Here is a 21,254-nt window from a genome sequence, read left to right as displayed (position 1 = left end):
ATTAACTGTATTGTAACATCCATTTATCGTTCTCATCATTACAGTACATGAAATTTTACTTTTTTCTTTTTCCTATACTCACATACTTTCACTGCTTTCATACAATAAACTACACGAATGCCTAAAGGATGTGAATGTTATGGGAGTTGAATTAACGCTATTACACGCTCTCTACATTATTTGTTTACTCACTATTATTACCTTTTTTATTCTCCGGAAAGATACGACTATCATTTGTATCGTTTTTATCTTTTTATTAGCATTAACTGCAACAAGTTCTATCCCTCTTGCCATTAGCGGGATTTTTCAAAGTTTCATTTACGCCATTACTGAGCTATTACCAACTATATTAATCATCTCCATTATCGTATCAATGAGCAATTTACTCGTTCATACTGGCATAAATGATACGATGATTTCACCATTTACAAAAATGATTCGTACACCTACACTCGCCTACTGGATTATCGGCCTTTTAATGATGACCATTTCTTTCTTCTTTTGGCCTTCTCCAGCTGTCGCCTTAATGGGAGCTATTTTATTACCGGTTGCTGTACGTGTCGGCCTTCCTCCAATTGGGGTTGCAATTGCTATGAACTTATTTGGGCACGGCATCGCCTTATCTGGCGACTTCGTTATTCAAGGTGCACCGAAATTAACTGCAGACGCGGCTGGTCTCCCTGTTTCCAGCGTCGTATCTGCAAGTGTTCCACTCGTTATCGTTATGGGCATTGTGACAACTTCCGTCGCTTTTTTCTTCTTACGAAAAGAGTTTCATACAGGCTTATCTATACAAGAATCTATGCCATCAACTGATTCTTCTAAAACGCTCTCTTCATTATCTCCTCGCATAAAAAAATGGCTCGCTATATGTATTCCTATCATATATATCATTGATATCCTTTGCATGATTCAATTTAAACTACAAGGAAGCGACGCAACTGCACTTATCGGCGGAACGACTGTTATTATGATTATCATCATTTCTCTCATCGCCTACAAAGGTAATGGACTGAATAAAACGACCGATTATTTCATAGAAGGGCTCCAATTTGGCTTTAAAATTTTCGGACCAGTTATTCCTATCGCTGCACTCTTTTATTTAGGAGATAGTGGCTTTGTGAAAATTATCGGAGACTATTTACCGAAAGGTTCACACGGAATCATTAACGACTTAGGCATCGCTTTATCTCAAACTGTTCCTTTAAACCAATACGTATCAGCGGGAACATTAACTATCGTTGGTGTCATAACAGGCTTAGATGGATCTGGTTTTTCCGGTATATCGCTTGCTGGTTCCATTGCAAACCTTTTCGGAACAGCTTTAGGTCATGGAACAGCTACATTAACAGCACTCGGACAAATTGCGGCTATATGGACCGGGGGCGGGACGTTAATTCCTTGGGCGCTTATTCCTGCTGCTGCAATTTGCAAGGTAGATCCATTTGAACTGGCACGCCGAAACTTTTTACCGGTTGTTATCGGTTTAATTGTCACCACTATCTTTGCGATGTTTATTTTATAACGTAAGCAAGTGTTCTCTTGCTTACGTTTTTTCTTGTAAAATTCATCATGAATTACTGGTTTTCAACAGGGATTCGTTATCCCTTAGCGAAATTATATTAGGAGAGTAATTTTTTCAAAACGTTTACGAGAAACAGATTACTGCAATTAGAAAAGGGGACATAACTATGAATGAATTGATTTTCGTCTTATTAATTTGTCCGTTACTTATCTTTATCGTTTCTGTTATTGGAACGCGCAAGACGAAAACGTATTACGTAATGCCGATTGTAACGTTTGCTAGTTTTTTAATAATAGGTGTTATCGCCTTTACTCCAAAATTTTTCTTTTGGGTCGGCATGTATAGCATTTTCTCATTTATTGTTTCTTATGTGACTCTATTGTTTGTAAAAGGATATAAGCTTGCAGAAAGCACTAAGTAGTTAAGGAGATTGTAATATGATTTTCTTTGATATTGATGGAACTTTACTTGAATATGAGGCTGCTGAAAGAAATGGTATTATAGATTTTTTTCAAATATATAATACTATTTTTTCAGGCAATGAATTAGAGGCCACGAAAGTCTGGCATGAATTATCAGAAGAATATTTCAACAAATTTTTGTCCAAAGAATTATCTTTTCAGGAACAACAAAGGATGCGAATGTATCATTTATTTAAAGCATATGGAGTAAACTTATCCCCCGAGGAATCTCAGCATAAATTCAATCAATATATAGAACTATATAAGAACAACTGGACCGCGTTTGAAGATGTAAACTATACATTACAGACCTTGCAGGAAAAAGGGTACTCATTAGGTATCATTAGTAATGGTGAATATGAGCAACAAGTCGAAAAGTTAACTACTCTAAACATTCTACAATATTTCAAATATATATTTACTTCTAGTGAACTTGGGATATCGAAACCAGATCCTGAAATTTTTCACAGTAGTGTATTACAATCGAATCTTGAAATGAAAGACTGCTATTATATTGGCGATCGATTAGAGACTGATGCGATTAGTAGTACAGCAGCTGGGATGCAAGGGATATGGTTGAATCGGGATAACTCACAACTCAAGTACGATATTCCTACTATCTGTTCGTTACATGAAATTATAACAATGATATAAAAAAACGACCGCGTTCCCCCGCAGTCGTTTTTTTCGTGTTACGCTGTGATCCAAGCTTCGTTAGCTGGATTTTTACGCCACTCTTGTAATTTTTTCGTTTCAGCTTGTCCGATCATACCTTTTTCTGCTGCTACTTCAGTTAATGCACTGTAGTCGCTTAAAGAGTATGATGCTACGTTAGCTGCTTCTAGTTTTTCTTTTCCTGCTTCTAACTCATATGTGAAGATTGATACGATTCCTAATACTTCACATCCAGCTTCGCGAAGTGCTTCTACACATGTAATTGCACTACCGCCAGTTGAAATTAAGTCTTCTACTACTACGACTTTTTGACCTTTTTCAGCTTTCCCTTCGATTTGGTTCCCTTTACCGTGACCTTTTGCTTTACTACGTACGTAGCACATTGGTAAATCCATACGATCGCTTACCCATGCAGCGTGCGCAATACCAGCAGTTGCTGTTCCTGCAATAATTTCTACAGTTGGGAAGTGCTCTTTAATTAACTCTTCTAATCCAGCTGCAATCGCTTGACGTACTTTTGGATAAGATAAAGTTAAACGGTTATCACAATAAATTGGTGATTTCATACCTGAAGACCAAGTGAATGGATCATTCGGTTGTAAAAATACTGCTCCAATTTCTAATAAATGCGATGCGATTTCTTTTTTCATACTGTTACACCTTCCCACTGTTGTTTTACTGTTTTATACGCTTCAAGCGGATTTTCTGCTTTTGTAATACTACGTCCAACTACGATGTAGCTTGAGCCAAGTTCCCTCGCACGTTTCGGTGTTGCTACGCGCACTTGGTCATTTACATCATCGCTTGCAAGACGAATCCCCGGTGTTACTGTTACAAATTCATTTCCGCATACTTCACGTAATTTTGGAACTTCAAGTGTTGAACAAACAACGCCATCAAGTCCACTTTCTTTCGTTAATTTTGCATAATGAGCAACCGCTTCTTCTAACGTTTTCTCAATGCCGATCTCTTTTTTCATCATAGCTTCCGAAGTGCTTGTTAGTTGTGTAACTGCAATACAAATCGGTCTCTCTTTTCCTTCTTGCTTACCTTCCTCTAATCCCTCAATCGCAGCTTTCATCATGCTGCTTCCCCCAGCAGCATGAACATTTACCATATCAACATCTAGACTAGCTAGGCTACGCATAGCGCTTTTTACTGTATTCGGAATATCATGAAGTTTTAAATCTAAGAAGATCTTATGTCCCTTTTCTTTTAAGTACGTAATAATCGCAGGGCCTTCTTTGTAAAATAACTCCATACCTACTTTGACAAATAACTCTTCCCCTTCAAAGTGGTGTAAGAATTGTTCTACTTCTTGTTTCCCTGGAAAATCTAGTGCAACGATTAACGACTGTGACATGTTTGCTTCCAGCTCCTTCCTTGACATTCCGAAATGTGATCAAACCCTAATTCATCTAATAATGCTGGTAACTCTTCAATAATTGTCGGACATACGAACGGATCGATAAAGTTCGCTGTACCTACTGCAACTGCGCTTGCGCCAGCATAGAAGAATTCAATTACATCTTCAGCTGTTTCAATACCACCCATTCCGATAATTGGAATGTTAACCGCTTGGCTTACTTCATGTACCATGCGAATTGCTACTGGCTTAATCGCAGGACCTGATAATCCGCCTGTACGGTTTGCTAAAATTGGTTTAGCTGTTTTTAAATCTAGACGCATACCAAGCAATGTATTAATCATCGTTAAACCATCTGCACCTGCATTTTCAATCGCTTTTGCAATTTCTACTATGTTTGCCACGTTCGGTGACAATTTCACGTATACAGGTACTTCAGAAACCTCTTTTACTCGCTTCGTTAAATCAGCAGCAATTTCAGGATTTGTACCAAAGGCGATACCACCTGTTTTTACGTTCGGACAAGAAATGTTTAATTCTAGTGCATGGACATTAGGCGCTTTAGAAATTTCCTTCGCAACCGCTACGTAATCCTCAGCTTGTGAGCCTGCAACGTTTGCAATAATTGGAAGGTCAAATTGTTCTAACCATGGTAATTCCGAATTCATTACTTTGTCTAATCCCGGGTTTTGAAGTCCGATTGCATTTAGCATGCCGCCTGGTGTTTCAGCAACACGAGGCGTTGGATTTCCATAACGTGGTTGTTCTGTCGTCGCTTTAATCATGATTGATCCTAGTACACTTAAATCGTAAAACTGTGCATATTCACGACCAAACCCAAAGCATCCAGATGCCGGTATAATTGGATTTTTTAATGATAATCCTGGTAATTCAACTTGCAATCTGTTCATAGTACAACCTCCCCGATTGGAAATACTGGTCCGTCGCTACACACCTTCTTGTAAGAATGTCCACTTGGATCTTCTTGTAAGTGGCATACACATGCGAAACAAGCTCCAATACCACAGCCCATACGTTCTTCTAATGAAATATAGGCTTTTTTCTCTTTGTAACGTCCTTCTAATGCACGAAGCATCGCTAGCGGACCACATGAATAAAGAATATCAAAGTCAATTCCGTAATTATCAATTACATCTGTGACAAATCCTTTTGTACCGTGTGTACCGTCTACTGTCGCAACGTACGTATCACCAAGTTCTGCAAATTTTTCTTCATAGAAAACTACATCTTTCGTTTGAAAGCCTAAGATGTGAATAACACGTACACCTTTTGCAACCAGGCGCTGTGATAATTCATAAAGTGGTGGTACACCAATTCCCCCACCTACTAGTAAAGCTGTTTGACCAGCTTCTGCTTCTTCTACAGGAAAACCGTGTCCTAATGGTCCTAGTACATCTACCATTTCACCTTGTTTTCTAGTTGCTAATGTTTTTGTCCCTTGTCCTTCGGCACGATATAGCATTGTAAATTCGTTCTTCTCTCGATCTACATTACAAATACTAATTGGGCGGCGCAGAAGGGGCGCAATGCCCTCTGCTACCTTAATGTGTACAAACTGCCCTGGTTCGTTCATTTGCTGTACTAACGTTCCTTGAAGCACTAATTCGTAAATATTTTTTGCGATTTCTTTTTGGTTAACGACGATCATATTTTGCTTTTGCATCATGCATGTACCACCTCGTGACGCTTTGTTTGCGTAATTTCTTTCATTGAATGAGCTGAGAATGTCATAGATTCTAATACTCGTAAGATTGCTCTTGTTGTATCAAGTGATGTTAAGCAAGCCACACCATTTTCTACTGATTCACGGCGAATGCGGAAACCATCACGCGCTGGTTGTTTACCTTTTGTTAATGTGTTAATTACAAACTGTGCTTTTCCTTGACGGATAATATCTAGTAAGTTGTAGTCTTCAGAATCAATTTTGTTTACAACTTGTACTGGGATATTTTGCTCTTCTAATGATTGTGCTGTTCCAGCTGTTGCTAATAAGTTATAGCCGATTTCGTGGAAACGTTTTGCAATTTCCATCGCCTCTTCTTTATCTTTATCCGCTACAGTAATGATTACTGAGCCGTGCGTTGGGATGTTAATTCCAGAAGCAACTAATCCTTTATATAATGCTTTTTCAAGCGTTAAGTCTTTACCCATTACTTCCCCTGTTGATTTCATTTCAGGTCCTAATGTTGTATCAACTGAGCGTAGTTTCGCGAATGAGAATACCGGAGCTTTTACATATACTTCTTTCTCTTCTGGGTGATAGCCAGTTCCGTATCCTTGCTCTACTAGGTCTTGCCCTAAAATAACTTTCGTTGCAACATTCGCCATCGGTACGCCTGTAATTTTACTTAAGAACGGTACTGTACGGCTTGCACGTGGATTTACTTCAATTACGTACACTTGATCTTTGAATACTACAAACTGGATATTTAGTAATCCAACAATGTTTAATCCTTTTCCAAGTGCAATTGTATGTTCAATGATTTGTTCTTTTAGTTTTTCAGATAAACTTTGTGGTGGATATACTCCAATTGAGTCACCAGAGTGAACTCCAGCGCGTTCAATATGTTCCATAATACCTGGAATGAATACATTCTCACCATCGGAAATTGCATCTACTTCAATTTCTTTACCAACCATGTAACGGTCGATTAATACTGGGTGATCTGCATGAACTTTAACTGCATTTTTCATGTAGTGCAGTAGTTCTTCTTGACGATATACGATTTCCATCGCACGTCCACCTAGTACGTAAGATGGTCTTACTAATACTGGGTAACCAATTTCTTCTGCGATTGCTACCGCTTGTTCTACAGTCGTTGCTGTTTTACCAACTGGTTGCGGGATGCCAAGTTTTGTTAAAGCAGCTTCAAATTTATCACGATCTTCTGCACGGTCTAAGTCTTCAAGTGATGTTCCTAAAATTTTCACACCGTGTTCTTCTAGTTTCGCTGCTAAGTTAATTGCCGTTTGTCCACCGAACTGAACGATAACACCTTCTGGTTTTTCTAAATCGATAATATGCATTACATCTTCAATCGTTAATGGTTCAAAGTATAATTTGTCAGAAATACTGAAGTCTGTTGAAACTGTTTCTGGGTTGTTGTTAATGATAATTGCTTCATATCCAGCTTCTTTAATTGCCCATACTGAGTGAACTGTTGCGTAATCAAACTCAACACCTTGACCAATACGGATCGGACCAGATCCTAGAACTACTACACTCTTACGATCTGTTACAATCGATTCATTTTCGTCCGCATATGTGCTGTAGTAATATGGCGTTGCAGATTCAAACTCTGCCGCACAAGTATCTACCATTTTGAATACTGGCATCATATTATTTTCTTTACGCATATCGTAAATTTCGCGCTCCGTTTTGTTCCAAGCTGCTGCAATGTAGTGATCGCTGAAGCCCATTTCTTTTGCAGTTTGTAGTACTTCCATATTTCCTACATTCGCTTTTACTTCACGTTCCATATTTACGATGTTTTCAACTTTTTGTAAGAAGAAGAAGTCCATTTCACACCATTCATTGATTTCTTCTTTCGTTACACCTTGGCGAATTGCTTCTGCTACAATAAACAGTCGTTCATCATCCGCTTTAATGATACGTTTTTTCATCGTTTCTTTATCAAGTTCTTTTAAGTGGTCTAATTCTAAGTGATAAATGCCAAGCTCTAAAGAACGAACTGCTTTTAGTAATGATTCTTCTAAGTTACGTCCGATTGACATAACTTCACCAGTTGCTTTCATTTGTGTTCCAAGCGTTCTGTTCGCTGATTCAAACTTATCAAACGGCCAACGTGGAATTTTTGAAACAACATAGTCTAACGCTGGCTCGAAGCAAGCGTAAGTTTTTTGTGTTACTGGGTTTACGATTTCATCTAACGTTAAGCCGACTGCAATTTTTGCTGCTAATTTCGCAATTGGATATCCAGTTGCTTTAGATGCTAGTGCAGATGAACGACTTACACGTGGATTTACTTCGATTACATAGTATTGGAAGCTATATGGATCTAGTGCAAGCTGAACGTTACATCCACCTTCAATTCCTAGTGCACGAATAATTCGTAATGACGTGTTACGTAACATTTGGTATTCACGGTCGCTTAGCGTTTGGCTCGGTGCTACAACGATTGAATCACCTGTATGAACACCAACTGGATCGATATTTTCCATGTTACACACTACAATCGCGTTATCATTTGAATCACGCATTACTTCGTATTCAATTTCTTTACAGCCAGCAATACTTTTCTCTAATAAACATTGTGTTACTGGGCTATGTTTTAAACCACTTGTTACGATTTCAATTAGCTCTTCTTCGTTATGACAAATTCCGCCGCCCGTTCCTCCTAATGTGAACGCTGGTCGAACGATTACTGGGTAACCAATTTCGTTTACAAATCCATATGCTTCATCAAGGTTATGAATAATTTCACTTGGTGGTGTTGGTTCATTTAAATCTTGCATTAATGTACGGAATAAATCACGATCTTCCGCTTGCTCGATTGCTGATAATTTTGTTCCTAAAATTTCAACTCCACACTCGTCAAGTACGCCTGATTTTGCAAGTTCAACAGCCATGTTTAAACCTGTTTGACCACCTAATGTTGGTAGGATTGCATCAGGACGTTCTTTACGAATAATACGGCTTACGAATTCTAATGTTAATGGCTCGATGTATACTTTATCTGCTGTTGCAGTATCCGTCATAATTGTTGCTGGGTTAGAGTTAACAAGGATTACTTTGTAACCTTCCTCTTTAAGAGATTGACAAGCTTGTGTACCAGAGTAGTCAAACTCCGCTGCTTGCCCAATTACAATTGGTCCTGATCCGATTACTAAAATTGTGTTAATGTCTAGGCGTTTTGGCATAACTCTTCCCCTTCTTTCTTGAAGTTTTCAATCATTGTTAAGAAATCTTCGAATAAATCATTTGCATCTTCTGGTCCCGCTGAAGCTTCTGGATGGTATTGTACTGTAAATGCCGGGAACTTCTTATGACGAAGACCTTCTACCGTTCCATCGTTTAAAGCAACATGTGTAATTTCAAGATCTGTATTTTCAACTGATTCTTCTTCTACTGCGTATCCGTGGTTTTGAGATGTAATTGCTACTTTTCCAGTTGCAAGATTTTTTACTGGATGGTTTAAACCACGGTGACCAAATTTCAACTTACTTGTATTTGCACCTGATGCTAGAGCGAACAATTGATGTCCTAGGCAAATTCCGAATAAAGGAACTTTACCGATAATGTCTTTTAACATTTCAATTGCTTCTGGTACATCTTTCGGATCTCCAGGTCCATTACTTAACATAATTCCATCTGGGCTAAGGCGTAAAATTTCTTCCGCTGTTGTGTTGTAAGGAACTACAATTACATCACAGTCACGCTTATTTAATTCTCGTAAAATACCATGTTTCATACCGAAGTCTACTAGTACAACTCGGTGACCACGACCTGGGCTTGGGTATGGATCTTTCGTTGATACGCGTTTTACATGATCTGTAAATACTGTCGCTTTTAATTGGCTTACAATGTACTCTACATCTGCATCCATGTTACAAAGGCGTCCACGTAATGTACCGTATTGACGAATTTTTCTCGTTAATTTTCTCGTATCAATCCCTGCTAATCCTGGGATATTTCTTTCTTTCAAGTAATCATTTAACGAAATTTCATTACGGAAGTTTGATGGGTGATCACAAATTTCGTTTACGATTAAACCATTTACAGATGGGTGAATGGATTCAAAATCGTCACGGTTAATGCCGTAGTTTCCGATTAATGGGTACGTGAATGTTACGATTTGACCGCAATATGATGGATCAGATAATGTTTCTTGATATCCAGTCATTCCTGTTGTAAATACAACCTCACCTGACTTTTCGATTTCGCCTCCGAAACCTGTTCCAATTAATACTGTTCCATCTTCTAAGATAAGTTGTCTTTTCATACTAATGCACTCTCCTTTTGCCATGCGATCTTACCACCAACGATTGTCATTACCGGCCATCCTTGGCATTTCCAACCTGCGAATGGTGTATTTTTTCCTTTTGATAAGAATGTTGTTGGGTCAATCTCTTCTTCTTGTTCTAAATCAATGATTGTAATATCAGCTGCTCTACCTTCTTTTAGGCGACCTGCTTCTAAGCCGAATGTATCAGCTGGCTTTTCTGTTAAGAATTGAATTAACTGTTCTAGCGTAATAACTCCCTTTTTCACAAGGTTTGTGTATAGAAGCGGGAATGCTGTTTCAAAACCAGTAATTCCAAACGGTGCTCTTTCAATTCCTTGTGCTTTCTCTTCCGCTGTATGCGGTGCATGGTCAGTTGCGATCATATCGATCGTTCCATCTAATAAACCTTCAATTAATGCTGCATGGTCTTCTTTTCCACGAAGCGGTGGGTTCATTTTAAAGTTAGGATCAGCTGATGGGATATCATCTTCACATAACACTAGGTGATGCGGTGTTACTTCTGCTGTTACTTTAATTCCAGCGCGTTTCGCATCACGGATTACACGTACAGAACCTTTCGTACTTACATGACATACGTGATAGTGGCAATCTGCTGCTTCAGCAAGCAGTATATCCCTTGCAATATGTACAGATTCACATACTGATGGGATACCGTTTAATCCGTGTTTCTCAGAAAACTTCCCTTCATGTACACAACCTTTATTAATAAGCGTATTCTCTTCACAGTGCGCAACTACTGCCATATCTAATTTTGCTGCACGTTTCATAGCCGCTAACATCATGCTCGCATCTTGTACGCCTACGCCGTCATCTGTGAAAGCAAATGCTCCAAGTTCTTTTAATGTTTCGAAATCTGTCATTTCAGAACCAGCTTGACGTACTGTAATTGCTCCGTATGGTAGTACGTTAACATGAGCTTTTTCTTCAATACGTTTTTGCAAGTCTTCCATATGTTCTCTGCAATCTGGTACCGGGCGTGTATTTGGCATTGCGCAAATTGTAGTGAATCCACCTTTTGCCGCTGCTAGTGTACCTGTTTCAATTGTTTCTTTATGTTCACCACCTGGTTCACGAAGATGTACGTGTACATCTACTAATCCAGGTGCGATTAACTTTCCGTTCACATCGATTACTTCAGCATTATCTGCCGTAATATTTTCTGCTACCTTAGCGATTTTACCGTCTTGTACGAGAAGATCCGTTGCTACGATTTTTCCTTCTTCATTCATATAACGACCATTTTTAAACAAATAATTCATGTTTCATTCCTCCTAATACATTTGGTAAGGCGCGTTTTAGTACAGCCATTCTTACGTAAACTCCATTTTCCATTTGTTTAAATATACGTGAACGCTCACACTCAACAAGTTCACTTGCAATTTCAACATCACGGTTTACAGGAGCTGGATGCATAATAATGCTTCCTTCTTTCATACGCTTTTCTCTTTCTACTGTTAATCCGTGTTTCTCATGATATTCTTTCATAATGTCTGTTTCATAATGATCATGACGCTCATGTTGTACACGGAGTAACATCATTACATCAACTTCTGGAACAAGTTCATCTAATGGTTTGTATGTTCCAAATGTGTTGTCTTCATCTTTCCACTCTTCTGGACTTGCAAAGTAAATTGTTGCACCAAGCTTCGTTAATGCTTCTGCATTAGAACGTGCTACTCGGCTATGACGAACATCTCCTACTATTGCAATCTTCAAACCTTCAAATCTTCCAAACTCTTGTTTAATTGTAAGAAGGTCCAGTAGGCACTGTGTTGGGTGGTTTCCGCATCCATCTCCAGCATTTAAGATTGGAATATTCACCTGATCTTTTAGTTCATCGAAGTAGCGATCTTGCTCGTGGCGGATGACCACTGCTTTTGTTCCGATTGATTCTAGTGTTCTTATCGTATCGTATAGAGTTTCTCCTTTTTGTACGCTAGATGCATCAGCTGAAAAGTTTAAAACATCAAGTCCTAATCTCTTCTCAGCAACTTCAAAGCTAAATCTCGTTCTCGTACTATTCTCAAAGAACAAGTTCGCAACAAAAGTTTGCTCTGTCGTTTTGCTCTCTTTTCCATTCGCAAAATCTTCTGCATCTTTTAGGATTTCTGAAATTTCTACTTCCGATAATTCACTCATCGTTAACAAATGGCTCATCGTCATCCCTCATCTTTCTGATTTTTATGTTACCACTTTTGAATTTTTATAACAACCTTTGCATAAAAATACCCTAATCGTGTGAGACTAGGGTGCAAGAAAGAAGCCACCCTTTCCGGTCTCACAGGACTGAATTAAAAGGTTATTATTATGAAGCAATCTGCTTAGATTGTTTTATTTGTTTCGTTTCCGGTAGTAGTAGATTTAACAGTACACCTACAATTGCTGCTAGTGCCATTCCTTCTACTTGGAATGATTCTCCTACGTGAAGTACCGCTCCACCAATACCAATTACTAATATTACTGATGCAATCATTAAGTTTCGTTTGTCACTTAAATCTGTTTTATCATCTACCATCATGCGTAATCCGCTTGATGCGATTACACCGAATAGTAAGATTGATACACCACCCATAACTGGTGTTGGGATCGAATGAATCAGTGCAGAAATCTTACCGATAAATCCAAACATGATTGCGAATACTGCTGAACCGATGAATAAGTATACACTGTATGCTCTCGTAATTGCTAGCACACCGATGTTTTCACCATACGTTGTATTCGGTGGCCCACCGATTAGTGACGCGATTAATGTTGCTACTCCGTCACCGAAGATTGAACGGTGTAAACCTGGTTTTTCAATTAAATCTCTTTTAATAACATTTCCAAGAACAATTTGATGTCCGATATGTTCTGATATTGTTACTAGTGCAACTGGTACCATCAAGAGTACAATCTTCCATGAAAACTCTGGTGTGTATGTTACAAATGGTACTGTGAAATCTGGTACAACAAACCATTTTGCCTCAGCTACCGGCTTTAAGTCTACTAGCCCTTGGAAGTAAGCGAAGATATATCCGCCGATAATGCCAAGTAACACTGGTATGATACTGAAAAATCCTCTTCCAAATATCGAGCATATAATTGTAATTGCTAATGTTACTAACGCTACTGAAAAGTGTGTAAAGCTATATTTGCCATCCGCACCGTTCATCGCCATGTTAACTGCTGTATGTGCTAAAGCTAGACCGATTACCATTACTACTGGACCAACTACGATTGGTGGTAGTAATTTCATAATCCACTCTGATCCTGATTTCTTAATTCCGAGTGAGATTAAGATGTACACAAGTCCTGCTAGCAAACCACCAAGCATTGCCGCTCCCGGTCCACCTGCCGTTTTCGCTGTTATAATCGGTGCGATAAAGGCGAATGATGATCCTAGATAAGCAGGTACTTGACCTTTCGTTATAAGAAGGAACGCTAACGTTCCTAATCCACTTGATATTAATGCTACTGATGGATTCAATCCTGTTAAAAACGGAACAAGCACTGTTGATCCAAACATCGCGAACAAATGTTGTATACTTAAAAATAACCATTTTCCCGGTTTCGGTACTTCATTAACGTCTAACACTGGCTTTTGTTCCATTGTTACATCCTCCTTCAGTTTAAATCTTTGCAATAAAAAAACTCTTTGTGCCTGTGCACAAAGAGTCCTACACTTTCGTATGCCAAATTTGACATATGAAAGCCAAGACCCTTTGGCAGCCTCACAGGACTACATTTAAAAGGGCTTTACTTATCGTATATGCTTACTCGATCTTGTTGATCTGTCTCTTGCAAATCAACTTCGATACGCTCTTCACTTGATGTTGGAATATTCTTCCCTACATAATCAGCGCGAATTGGTAATTCGCGATGACCTCTATCAACAAGAACCGCCAATTGGATTTGAGATGGTCTACCTAAATCCATAAGAGCATCCATTGCTGCTCGAACTGTTCTTCCTGTATATAATACGTCATCCACAAGGATAACTTTTTTCTTCGTAATATCTACAGGGATATCAGAACCTTTTACAAGTGGTTCTTTATTTTTCGTTTGTAGTGTTAAATCATCACGATATAACGTAATGTCTAACTCTCCAACTTCCATTTCTTTTCCTTCAATTTGACCAATTCGTTCTGCTAAACGTTGTGCAATAAAAATTCCACGAGTTTTAATTCCGACAAGAACACAATTATCGACACCTTTATTTCGTTCCACGATTTCATGACTAATTCGTGTTAAAGCGCGGCGAATCATTTGGTCATCTAAAACGACAGCTTTCTCTTGCATGCTCTACACCTCCAAGCTTTTTCTTGCGTGAGAGTAATGGTATAAAAAAAGTCCTCTCAGCGTGTGCGAGAGGACTTTTGAAAAAAGGGTACAACATACCCTAAGTATTTCAAACCGTTACCTTCTCAACCTCACGGGGCTGTGTTAAAGGATCATTATTTAACTGTTGTCAGTATCTCAGTTTTCTTATGATTTGTCAATACTATTTTCGTAAAATATTTAATGCGTCTTCAAACACTTCTGGAATCGGTGCCTCAAACTGAATATATTCACCCGTACGAGGATGATCAAAGCCTAAAATACCCGCATGAAGTGCTTGTCCATTCATATCTAACGTTTTCTTCGGACCATACTTCGGATCTCCTGCAAGTGGATAGCCAATATATTTCATATGAACACGAATTTGGTGCGTACGTCCCGTTTCTAAGCGACATTCTACAAGTGTAAAGTCTTTAAAGCGTTCTAACACTTGGAAGTGCGTAACAGCGTTCTTACCATTTTCATCAACTGTCATACTTTGACGCTCTTTCTTATCACGAGCAATCGGAGCATCAATCGTTCCCTTATCATGCGGAATCACACCGTGTACAATCGCTTTGTAACGTCTCGTTACTGTTTTTGCTACAAGCTGATTCACAAGCGATTCATGTGCCATATCATTTTTAGCAACCATTAATAGTCCAGATGTATCTTTATCAATACGATGCACGATACCTGGACGCATTACACCGTTAATGCCTGATAAGTCTGTACAATGATGCATAAGGCCATTTACAAGTGTACCACTTGTATGCCCTGGTGCTGGATGTACAACCATACCACGTGGCTTATTTACAACAAGCACATCTGCATCTTCATAATAAATTTCTAAATTTAAATCCTCTGGTTGAATATCTAACTCTTCTGGTTCAGGAATTGTTACTGTAATTTCATCTTCTTCTTTTACTTTATAATTCCCTTTTACCGCTTTCCCGTTTACTGTCACAACGTCATCTTTAATCCATTGCTGCACTTGCGTACGTGACCATTCGTTATTTATCCCTGCAACGAATTTATCAATTCGCTCATTTTTTTGCTCTGCTGCAACTGTTACTTGTACTACTTCACTCATTCAATTACTCCTTCGCTTTCTTGCCTTCTAATAATGTTTGAATAATAATTAATACAACACCAATACATAATGCTGAATCAGCTATATTGAATACTGGATAGTTGTACGAGAAAATATACACGTGAATGAAATCCACTACTTCTTGTCTAAATACACGATCAATAAAGTTACCAATTGCCCCGCCCAAAATTAGGCCTAACGAAATACCTAGAAGCTTGTCTGTTTTCGCATACTTTTTCATATAAAATACAATAAACACTACAAAAACAACTGTAATAATGTAGAAGAACCACATTTTATTTTCTAAAATACCCCAAGCAGCGCCTCTATTTCGATGTGATGTTATGTATAATACATTGTCGATAATCGGAATACTCGTACCCAATTCCATGTTCTTTACAATTAACCACTTCGATATTTGATCGATAGCAATGACGAATAACGCTATTACATAATATATCATTTTCATTTCCCCCACAAAGACAGTGTACCTCAAAATTTTAGCATAGCTGCTACCTTTTCACAATGAACCTTTATAGAAGAATAAAATAAATTAAAAAAAGGTAATATAATATCGTTGTGCGTATTCATACATTTACCTTTTCATAAAAGAATTCATGAATCGTACGGGCAGTCGGCATTGTCTTCATTTGCTTTGTCGAAATTAATCTCCCCGTCTCTTCACAAATACCATACATGTCTATTTCCATTTTAAATAATGCGCGTTCTACATCCTTTAAATCCTCTTTTATATCATGTAATAGCAATTTTTTCTTTATCTCTTCCTTAATTTCATATCCAAGCTCTTGGCTGAACTCGACATCATATTTGTGCATTACTTCTTTAGCTAGTCTCTCTTGCAACTCTTTTCTCATCAATTGCAATTCTTCTTTTATTTCCATGTAAATTTCATTCACGTGTACATTCCTCCTAGCTGTAATGTACAGTTAGTGTGTCCGAAATTTATTTGCTTACCTCACACACATTTTTCCTTCACAGGAAAGAGTCTGAAAGTGATTTTGATATGCCATCAACAAAAAAACTGACTGCATCAATAGCAGTCAGCTTTTTTTATTATTTTACATAGTTTTCTTTAACAACTGTTGCACAACGCTCACATAATGTTTCATGTTCAGCATCTTTACCAATTGTTTCTGAAACTACCCAACAACGTTCACATGTTTCACCAGTTGCTTGAGCAACAACAACCGCTGTATGTTCATACTTCGGTGCATCTGCTGGCGCTTCATCCATCATACCACCAAGTTTATACTCAGAAACGATGAATAATTGCTTTAAGTCTTCGCTAATAGACTCTAACATAGCTTTCATTTCTGCAGTTGGATATAGCGTAATGCTTGCATTTAATGACTTACCGATTACTTTTTCATTACGAGCTACTTCTAGTGCTTTTAACACGTCATCACGTAATGTCATAAATGCATCCCATTTTGTTTTTAACGCTTCCGCGTCATCTAATTGTACAGCTTCTGGCATATCAGTTAATTGTACACTTTCTTCTGTTACGCCTGGAATGTATGGCCATACTTCATCAGCTGTATGCGGTAAGATTGGTGTTACAAGTTTCGTTAACGCAACAAGAACATCATATAATACAGTTTGAATCGCACGACGATCTTCGTGGTTTGCACCTTCAATATATAAAATGTCTTTTGCAAAGTCTAAATAGAATGAACTTAAATCAATTGTACAGAAGTTATGAATTGCATGATACACAGCAGCGAAGTCGTATGTCTCATATGCTTCTTTAACTTTTGTAATTAAGTCATTTAATTTCACTAACATGTAACGATCTACTTCACGAAGTTCAGCTACAGCTACTGCATTTTCACTTGGCTTAAAGTCGTCTAAGTTTCCTAATAAGAAACGGAATGTGTTACGGATTTTACGATACACTTCTGCTACTTGTTTTAAAATATCATCTGAAATACGTACGTCAGATTGATAGTCAACAGAAGATACCCATAAGCGTAAAATGTCTCCGCCTAATTGATCCATAATTTTCTTCGGTACGACAATGTTTCCAATCGACTTACTCATCTTACGTCCTTCACCATCTAGTACGAAACCGTGACTTAGTACGCCTTTATATGGAGCTTTACCTGTTACAGCAACTGCTGTTGATAATGAAGAGTTAAACCAACCACGATACTGGTCAGATCCTTCTAAATATAAATCAGCTGGACGCTGTAAATCTTCGCGCTCTTCTAATACCGCTTGGTGAGAAGAACCTGAATCGAACCATACATCCATGATGTCTGTTTCTTTACGGAATTCGCCATTTGGGCTACCTGGATGTGTAAATCCTTCTGGTAATAGATCTTTCGCTTCACGCTCGAACCATACGTTAGAACCGTGTTCACGGAATAAATCTGCTACATGGTTAATTGTTTCATCCGTAATAATTGGATCACCATTCTCAGCATAGAATACCGGAATTGGCACACCCCATGCACGCTGACGAGAAATACACCAGTCACCACGGTCACGAACCATATTATGAAGACGAGTTTCTCCCCATGCTGGTACCCATTTTGTTTCTGCTACAGCTTCTATTAATTCTTTACGGAATGCTTCAATAGATGCAAACCACTGTGCTGTCGCACGGAAAATAATTGGTTTTTTCGTTCTCCAATCATGTGGGTATGAATGTGTAATGAATGTTAGTTTCAGTAACGCGCCTACTTCTTCTAATTTTTCTGTAATTGGTTTATTAGCTTTATCATAGAATAAGCCTTCAAATCCAGGTGCCTCATTTGTTAATACACCTTTATCATCGACTGGGCAAAGTACTTCTAATCCATACTTTTTACCAACAACGAAGTCATCTTCCCCGTGTCCTGGTGCTGTATGAACACAACCTGTACCTGCATCTGTTGTTACGTGGTCTCCTAGCATAACTAATGAATCACGATCGTAGAATGGATGTTTTGCAACTGTGTACTCAAGTTCGCTACCTTTTACTGTTTTCACAACTTCAGCATTTTCCCACTCTAACGTTTTTGCAACTGTCTCAAACAGCTCAGAAGCAATGATATATTTCTCATCGTTTACTTTTACAATGCTATATTCAAGCTCTGGGTGAACAGAAATACCTAAGTTTGCAGGTAATGTCCAAGGTGTCGTTGTCCAAATGATGTACTTTTCATCACCTTCTAATACGTTCTTTCCATCTTTTACAGGGAATGCTACGTAAATAGATGCTGATTTTTTATCTTGATATTCAATTTCAGCTTCCGCTAAAGCAGATTCACTCGTTGGAGACCAGTAAACTGGTTTTTGACCTTTATAGATATAACCTTTTTTCGCCATGTCACCAAACACTTTGATTTGTTGTGCTTCATAAGCTGGCTCTAAAGTAATATATGGATTATCCCAATCTGCACGTACACCTAGACGCTTAAATTGTTCACGTTGACGTTCTACTTGTTCATATGCATACTCTGCACATAACTTACGGAACTCAGCAACTGTCATTTCTTTACGTTTTACACCTTTATTTGTTAAAGCTTGTTCAATTGGTAAACCGTGCGTATCCCATCCTGGAACATATGGCGCACTAAAACCAGTCATTGATTTATAACGAACAATAAAGTCTTTTAATACTTTATTTAATGCATGTCCCATATGAATGTCACCATTCGCATATGGAGGTCCATCATGCAATACAAATAAAGGACGTCCTTTTGTATGTTCTTGTACTTTTTCGTAAATATTCATTTCAGCCCATTTTTCTTGCATTGCAGGCTCACGTTTTGGTAAATTCCCACGCATTGGGAACTCTGTTTTTGGCATCAGTAATGTATTTTTGTACTCCATGCTCAATTCCTCCTTACATGTATAAAAGAAACACTTAAAAAACGGAATAAAAAAGAGACCTTCTCATCCCAAAAAGGGACGAGAAAGTCTCCCGCGGTACCACCCTAGTAGATCATATACATATGTATAGAATCCTCTTTATATTCTTAACGCGAATACACGCCTACGCTTACTCTATTTGTTCAGCGCGGAACTCCAGGGTGATATTCCCACTATCTCCTTATCCTGAGCTTACACCATCCTCAGTTCGCTATATAAGGTTTGAAAAGGTACTTATCCCTATCTTCGTTTTTCTTAATAAATATGTTGTTTAAAATTATATGTAATAATGAGAAAAACGTCAAGCTTACACTGTTTCTTCTTTTTTCAACAGTTCATCTACTTCGTCTTCTAATTCAATTAGTTTATCCCAATCATCGTTGTTTAACATCTCAAGCTGTGTTTCTAATAACATACGGAAACGAGTTCGGAATACTTTCGCTTGTTTCTTTAGCTCTTCAATATCAAAAGCAACTTTTCTTGATTTTACTAATGCTTCGTTAATAATACGATCAGCATTCTTTTCAGCTTCACGCACAATTAATTTCGCTTCTTTTTGCGCATTACGTTTTACTTCTTCCGCTGCTTCTTGTGCAACGACGATAGATTTGTTTAACGTATCTTCAATATTAGAGAAATGATCTAACTTCCCTTCTAACTGCGCAACTTTTTCTTCTAAAGCTTTTTTCTCACGAATGACCAATTCATAATCTTTGATAATTTGATCAAGAAACTCATTTACTTGATCTTCATCATAGCCACGGAATCCGCGACCAAATTCTTTGTTATGAATATCTAATGGTGTTAACGGCACAACGCCACCTCCAAGTAGTTATCTAAATTTCCTCTTTCAATTATATCTTTTCTTCGACAAAATAGGAGGATTTCCTTCTAAAAAACCAATCATTTTAGTATACCATACAAAATTCTCCATTTGTCGCGTTTTGTTCTACCTTCTACAGAAAATAATTTACTTCGGCCATATCCTCTAACAGAAAAAACATCTCCTGGATAGCATTCATAAGAAGTTTGCTCCACTGTTTTCCAATTGACTTTTACTAAACCATTTTTTATGAAAGGTTGTACTTTCTGTCTAGATAAATGTAACATTTCAGCTAACATAACATCTAAACGAAGTGAAGAAACCGTTCCAGATTTCTCTCCCCACGTTTCATCTATCTGTAGAATTTGTTCTCCTTGCACTGACGCTAAAGAGACTTTTACTTTCCCTATTGATTGTAAGTTCATCTCAATATACGATACAATTTCTTTCGCAACTACAATTTGGGCACGATTTTCTTGCAGCAAAATATCACCACATTTTTCTCTTGTTAAACCAAGAGACATAAATGTACCTAATATTTGCCTATGTTCTAGCGTATAAAACTTGGAAGGATAGTCAATTTCTAATACTTCTACTTGAAATTCTTCTTCATTTAATTCTAGATAGTCTGGATAAATAAGTGCTCTTTTACGCTCTGCATTAGGCGTTGCACCACCAAATTGTACAGCAACATCACCTTGTCCTATTACCATAGAAACAATTTGTTGTTGCCTAGGATCCAGAAAATCCGTTAACTTCACTTGATGGTACTCCGCCGCTCGCTTCCACTCTAGCACTTTATCCACAAAGACCTCCTCATCAGGCCTAAAATGTTCGTAGATGCTCATGTATTTACCTTCTTACTATAAGAAATAGCTTAATAAACTGAACAAACCAGTTTTAGCAAGTTTCAACGCAAAGATCGCAACGATTGGAGAAATATCAATCATTCCAAGCGGCGGAATAAAGCGGCGGAATGGTTCTAAATACGGTTCACAAATACGTGCCAGGAACTCTCCAAAAGATGATTCCTTTGCACCAGGAAACCATGATAGGAGAATGTAAATAATAAGTGCCCACGAGTAAATCTCGATAGCATAACTTAACACTATAAAAACTGTTGTCATG

20 protein-coding genes and 1 other annotated feature are annotated in these 21,254 nt (G+C 38.0%); of the genes, 3 read left to right on the top strand and 17 right to left on the bottom strand.

Annotated features, from left to right (window positions below):
* Window positions 1-139 precede the first annotated feature (139 nt).
* The 3 genes from MR112_RS08365 (at window position 140) to MR112_RS08355 (ending at window position 2,640) form a co-directional block, all read left to right on the top strand.
* Window positions 140-1,525: a hypothetical protein gene (locus tag MR112_RS08365; RefSeq protein ID WP_226368669.1), complete on the top strand. Its 1,386-nt coding sequence runs from the start codon at window positions 140-142 to the stop codon at window positions 1,523-1,525.
* A 166-nt stretch (window positions 1,526-1,691) separates the two neighbouring features.
* Window positions 1,692-1,946: a YbeF family protein gene (locus MR112_RS08360; RefSeq protein WP_001003935.1), complete on the top strand. Its 255-nt coding sequence runs from the start codon at window positions 1,692-1,694 to the stop codon at window positions 1,944-1,946.
* A 16-nt stretch (window positions 1,947-1,962) separates the two neighbouring features.
* Complete coding sequence (locus MR112_RS08355) at window positions 1,963-2,640, top strand: HAD family hydrolase (protein ID WP_048538890.1); 678 nt, start codon at window positions 1,963-1,965, stop codon at window positions 2,638-2,640.
* A 38-nt stretch (window positions 2,641-2,678) separates the two neighbouring features.
* On the opposite strand, the gene pyrE is transcribed toward MR112_RS08355, so the two are convergent.
* From pyrE to MR112_RS08270, 17 genes are all read right to left on the bottom strand, one after another.
* Window positions 2,679-3,311, bottom strand: a complete 633-nt coding sequence (gene pyrE, locus MR112_RS08350) for an orotate phosphoribosyltransferase (protein ID WP_000711440.1) — start codon at window positions 3,309-3,311, stop codon at window positions 2,679-2,681.
* A complete protein-coding gene (pyrF, locus tag MR112_RS08345) occupies window positions 3,308-4,024 on the bottom strand; it encodes an orotidine-5'-phosphate decarboxylase (protein ID WP_000083510.1) in 717 nt (238 codons plus the stop codon). Before pyrF ends, pyrE begins: the two co-directional genes overlap by 4 nt.
* On the bottom strand, window positions 4,009-4,938 hold the full coding sequence (pyrD, locus tag MR112_RS08340; protein WP_001081049.1) for a dihydroorotate oxidase B catalytic subunit: 930 nt from the start codon (window positions 4,936-4,938) through the stop codon (window positions 4,009-4,011). Before pyrD ends, pyrF begins: the two co-directional genes overlap by 16 nt.
* Window positions 4,935-5,714, bottom strand: coding sequence for a dihydroorotate oxidase B electron transfer subunit (pyrK, locus tag MR112_RS08335; protein WP_197201668.1), 780 nt, complete (start codon window positions 5,712-5,714; stop codon window positions 4,935-4,937). Before pyrK ends, pyrD begins: the two co-directional genes overlap by 4 nt.
* Window positions 5,711-8,929: a carbamoyl-phosphate synthase large subunit gene (gene carB, locus MR112_RS08330; protein WP_001126101.1), complete on the bottom strand. Its 3,219-nt coding sequence runs from the start codon at window positions 8,927-8,929 to the stop codon at window positions 5,711-5,713. Before carB ends, pyrK begins: the two co-directional genes overlap by 4 nt.
* Entirely contained in the window at window positions 8,914-10,011 is a 1,098-nt protein-coding gene (locus tag MR112_RS08325; RefSeq protein WP_000828680.1) for a carbamoyl phosphate synthase small subunit, read from the bottom strand. Before MR112_RS08325 ends, carB begins: the two co-directional genes overlap by 16 nt.
* Window positions 10,008-11,294: a dihydroorotase gene (gene pyrC, locus MR112_RS08320; RefSeq protein WP_001108367.1), complete on the bottom strand. Its 1,287-nt coding sequence runs from the start codon at window positions 11,292-11,294 to the stop codon at window positions 10,008-10,010. The genes MR112_RS08325 and pyrC overlap by 4 nt, the downstream gene beginning before the upstream one ends.
* Window positions 11,278-12,192, bottom strand: a complete 915-nt coding sequence (gene pyrB / locus MR112_RS08315) for an aspartate carbamoyltransferase (RefSeq protein WP_000018849.1) — start codon at window positions 12,190-12,192, stop codon at window positions 11,278-11,280. The genes pyrC and pyrB overlap by 17 nt, the downstream gene beginning before the upstream one ends.
* A 148-nt stretch (window positions 12,193-12,340) precedes the next feature.
* Complete coding sequence (gene uraA, locus MR112_RS08310) at window positions 12,341-13,624, bottom strand: uracil permease (protein ID WP_000435928.1); 1,284 nt, start codon at window positions 13,622-13,624, stop codon at window positions 12,341-12,343.
* A 146-nt stretch (window positions 13,625-13,770) separates the two neighbouring features.
* On the bottom strand, window positions 13,771-14,313 hold the full coding sequence (gene pyrR, locus MR112_RS08305) for a bifunctional pyrimidine operon transcriptional regulator/uracil phosphoribosyltransferase (RefSeq protein WP_242244880.1): 543 nt from the start codon (window positions 14,311-14,313) through the stop codon (window positions 13,771-13,773).
* A gap of 202 nt (window positions 14,314-14,515) precedes the next feature.
* Window positions 14,516-15,424: an RluA family pseudouridine synthase gene (locus tag MR112_RS08300; RefSeq protein ID WP_000005829.1), complete on the bottom strand. Its 909-nt coding sequence runs from the start codon at window positions 15,422-15,424 to the stop codon at window positions 14,516-14,518.
* 4 nt (window positions 15,425-15,428) lie between these two features.
* Window positions 15,429-15,887: a lipoprotein signal peptidase LspA gene (gene lspA / locus MR112_RS08295; protein WP_000642180.1), complete on the bottom strand. Its 459-nt coding sequence runs from the start codon at window positions 15,885-15,887 to the stop codon at window positions 15,429-15,431.
* A 124-nt stretch (window positions 15,888-16,011) separates the two neighbouring features.
* Window positions 16,012-16,341, bottom strand: a complete 330-nt coding sequence (locus MR112_RS08290) for a TraR/DksA C4-type zinc finger protein (RefSeq protein ID WP_001002956.1) — start codon at window positions 16,339-16,341, stop codon at window positions 16,012-16,014.
* 157 nt (window positions 16,342-16,498) lie between these two features.
* Window positions 16,499-19,264 carry an isoleucine--tRNA ligase gene (ileS2, locus tag MR112_RS08285; RefSeq protein ID WP_000455951.1) on the bottom strand — a complete coding sequence of 922 codons (2,766 nt, stop codon included), beginning with the start codon at window positions 19,262-19,264 and terminating at the stop codon, window positions 16,499-16,501.
* A gap of 71 nt (window positions 19,265-19,335) precedes the next feature.
* Window positions 19,336-19,559, bottom strand: a binding site (T-box leader).
* Between the two features lie 51 nt (window positions 19,560-19,610).
* Window positions 19,611-20,117 carry a septum site-determining protein DivIVA gene (gene divIVA, locus MR112_RS08280; RefSeq protein WP_001131611.1) on the bottom strand — a complete coding sequence of 169 codons (507 nt, stop codon included), beginning with the start codon at window positions 20,115-20,117 and terminating at the stop codon, window positions 19,611-19,613.
* 89 nt (window positions 20,118-20,206) lie between these two features.
* Window positions 20,207-20,974, bottom strand: a complete 768-nt coding sequence (locus tag MR112_RS08275) for a YlmH family RNA-binding protein (RefSeq protein ID WP_002164454.1) — start codon at window positions 20,972-20,974, stop codon at window positions 20,207-20,209.
* A gap of 15 nt (window positions 20,975-20,989) precedes the next feature.
* Window positions 20,990-21,253, bottom strand: coding sequence for a YggT family protein (locus tag MR112_RS08270; RefSeq protein WP_000214233.1), 264 nt, complete (start codon window positions 21,251-21,253; stop codon window positions 20,990-20,992).
* Between the last annotated feature and the right edge of the window lies 1 nt (window position 21,254).

The organism is Bacillus cereus group sp. BfR-BA-01330, from assembly GCF_022663885.1.
In the GTDB taxonomy this organism is placed as follows: Bacteria; Bacillota; Bacilli; order Bacillales; family Bacillaceae_G; genus Bacillus_A; species Bacillus_A cereus.
This window is presented reverse-complemented; position numbering and strand designations above follow the sequence as displayed.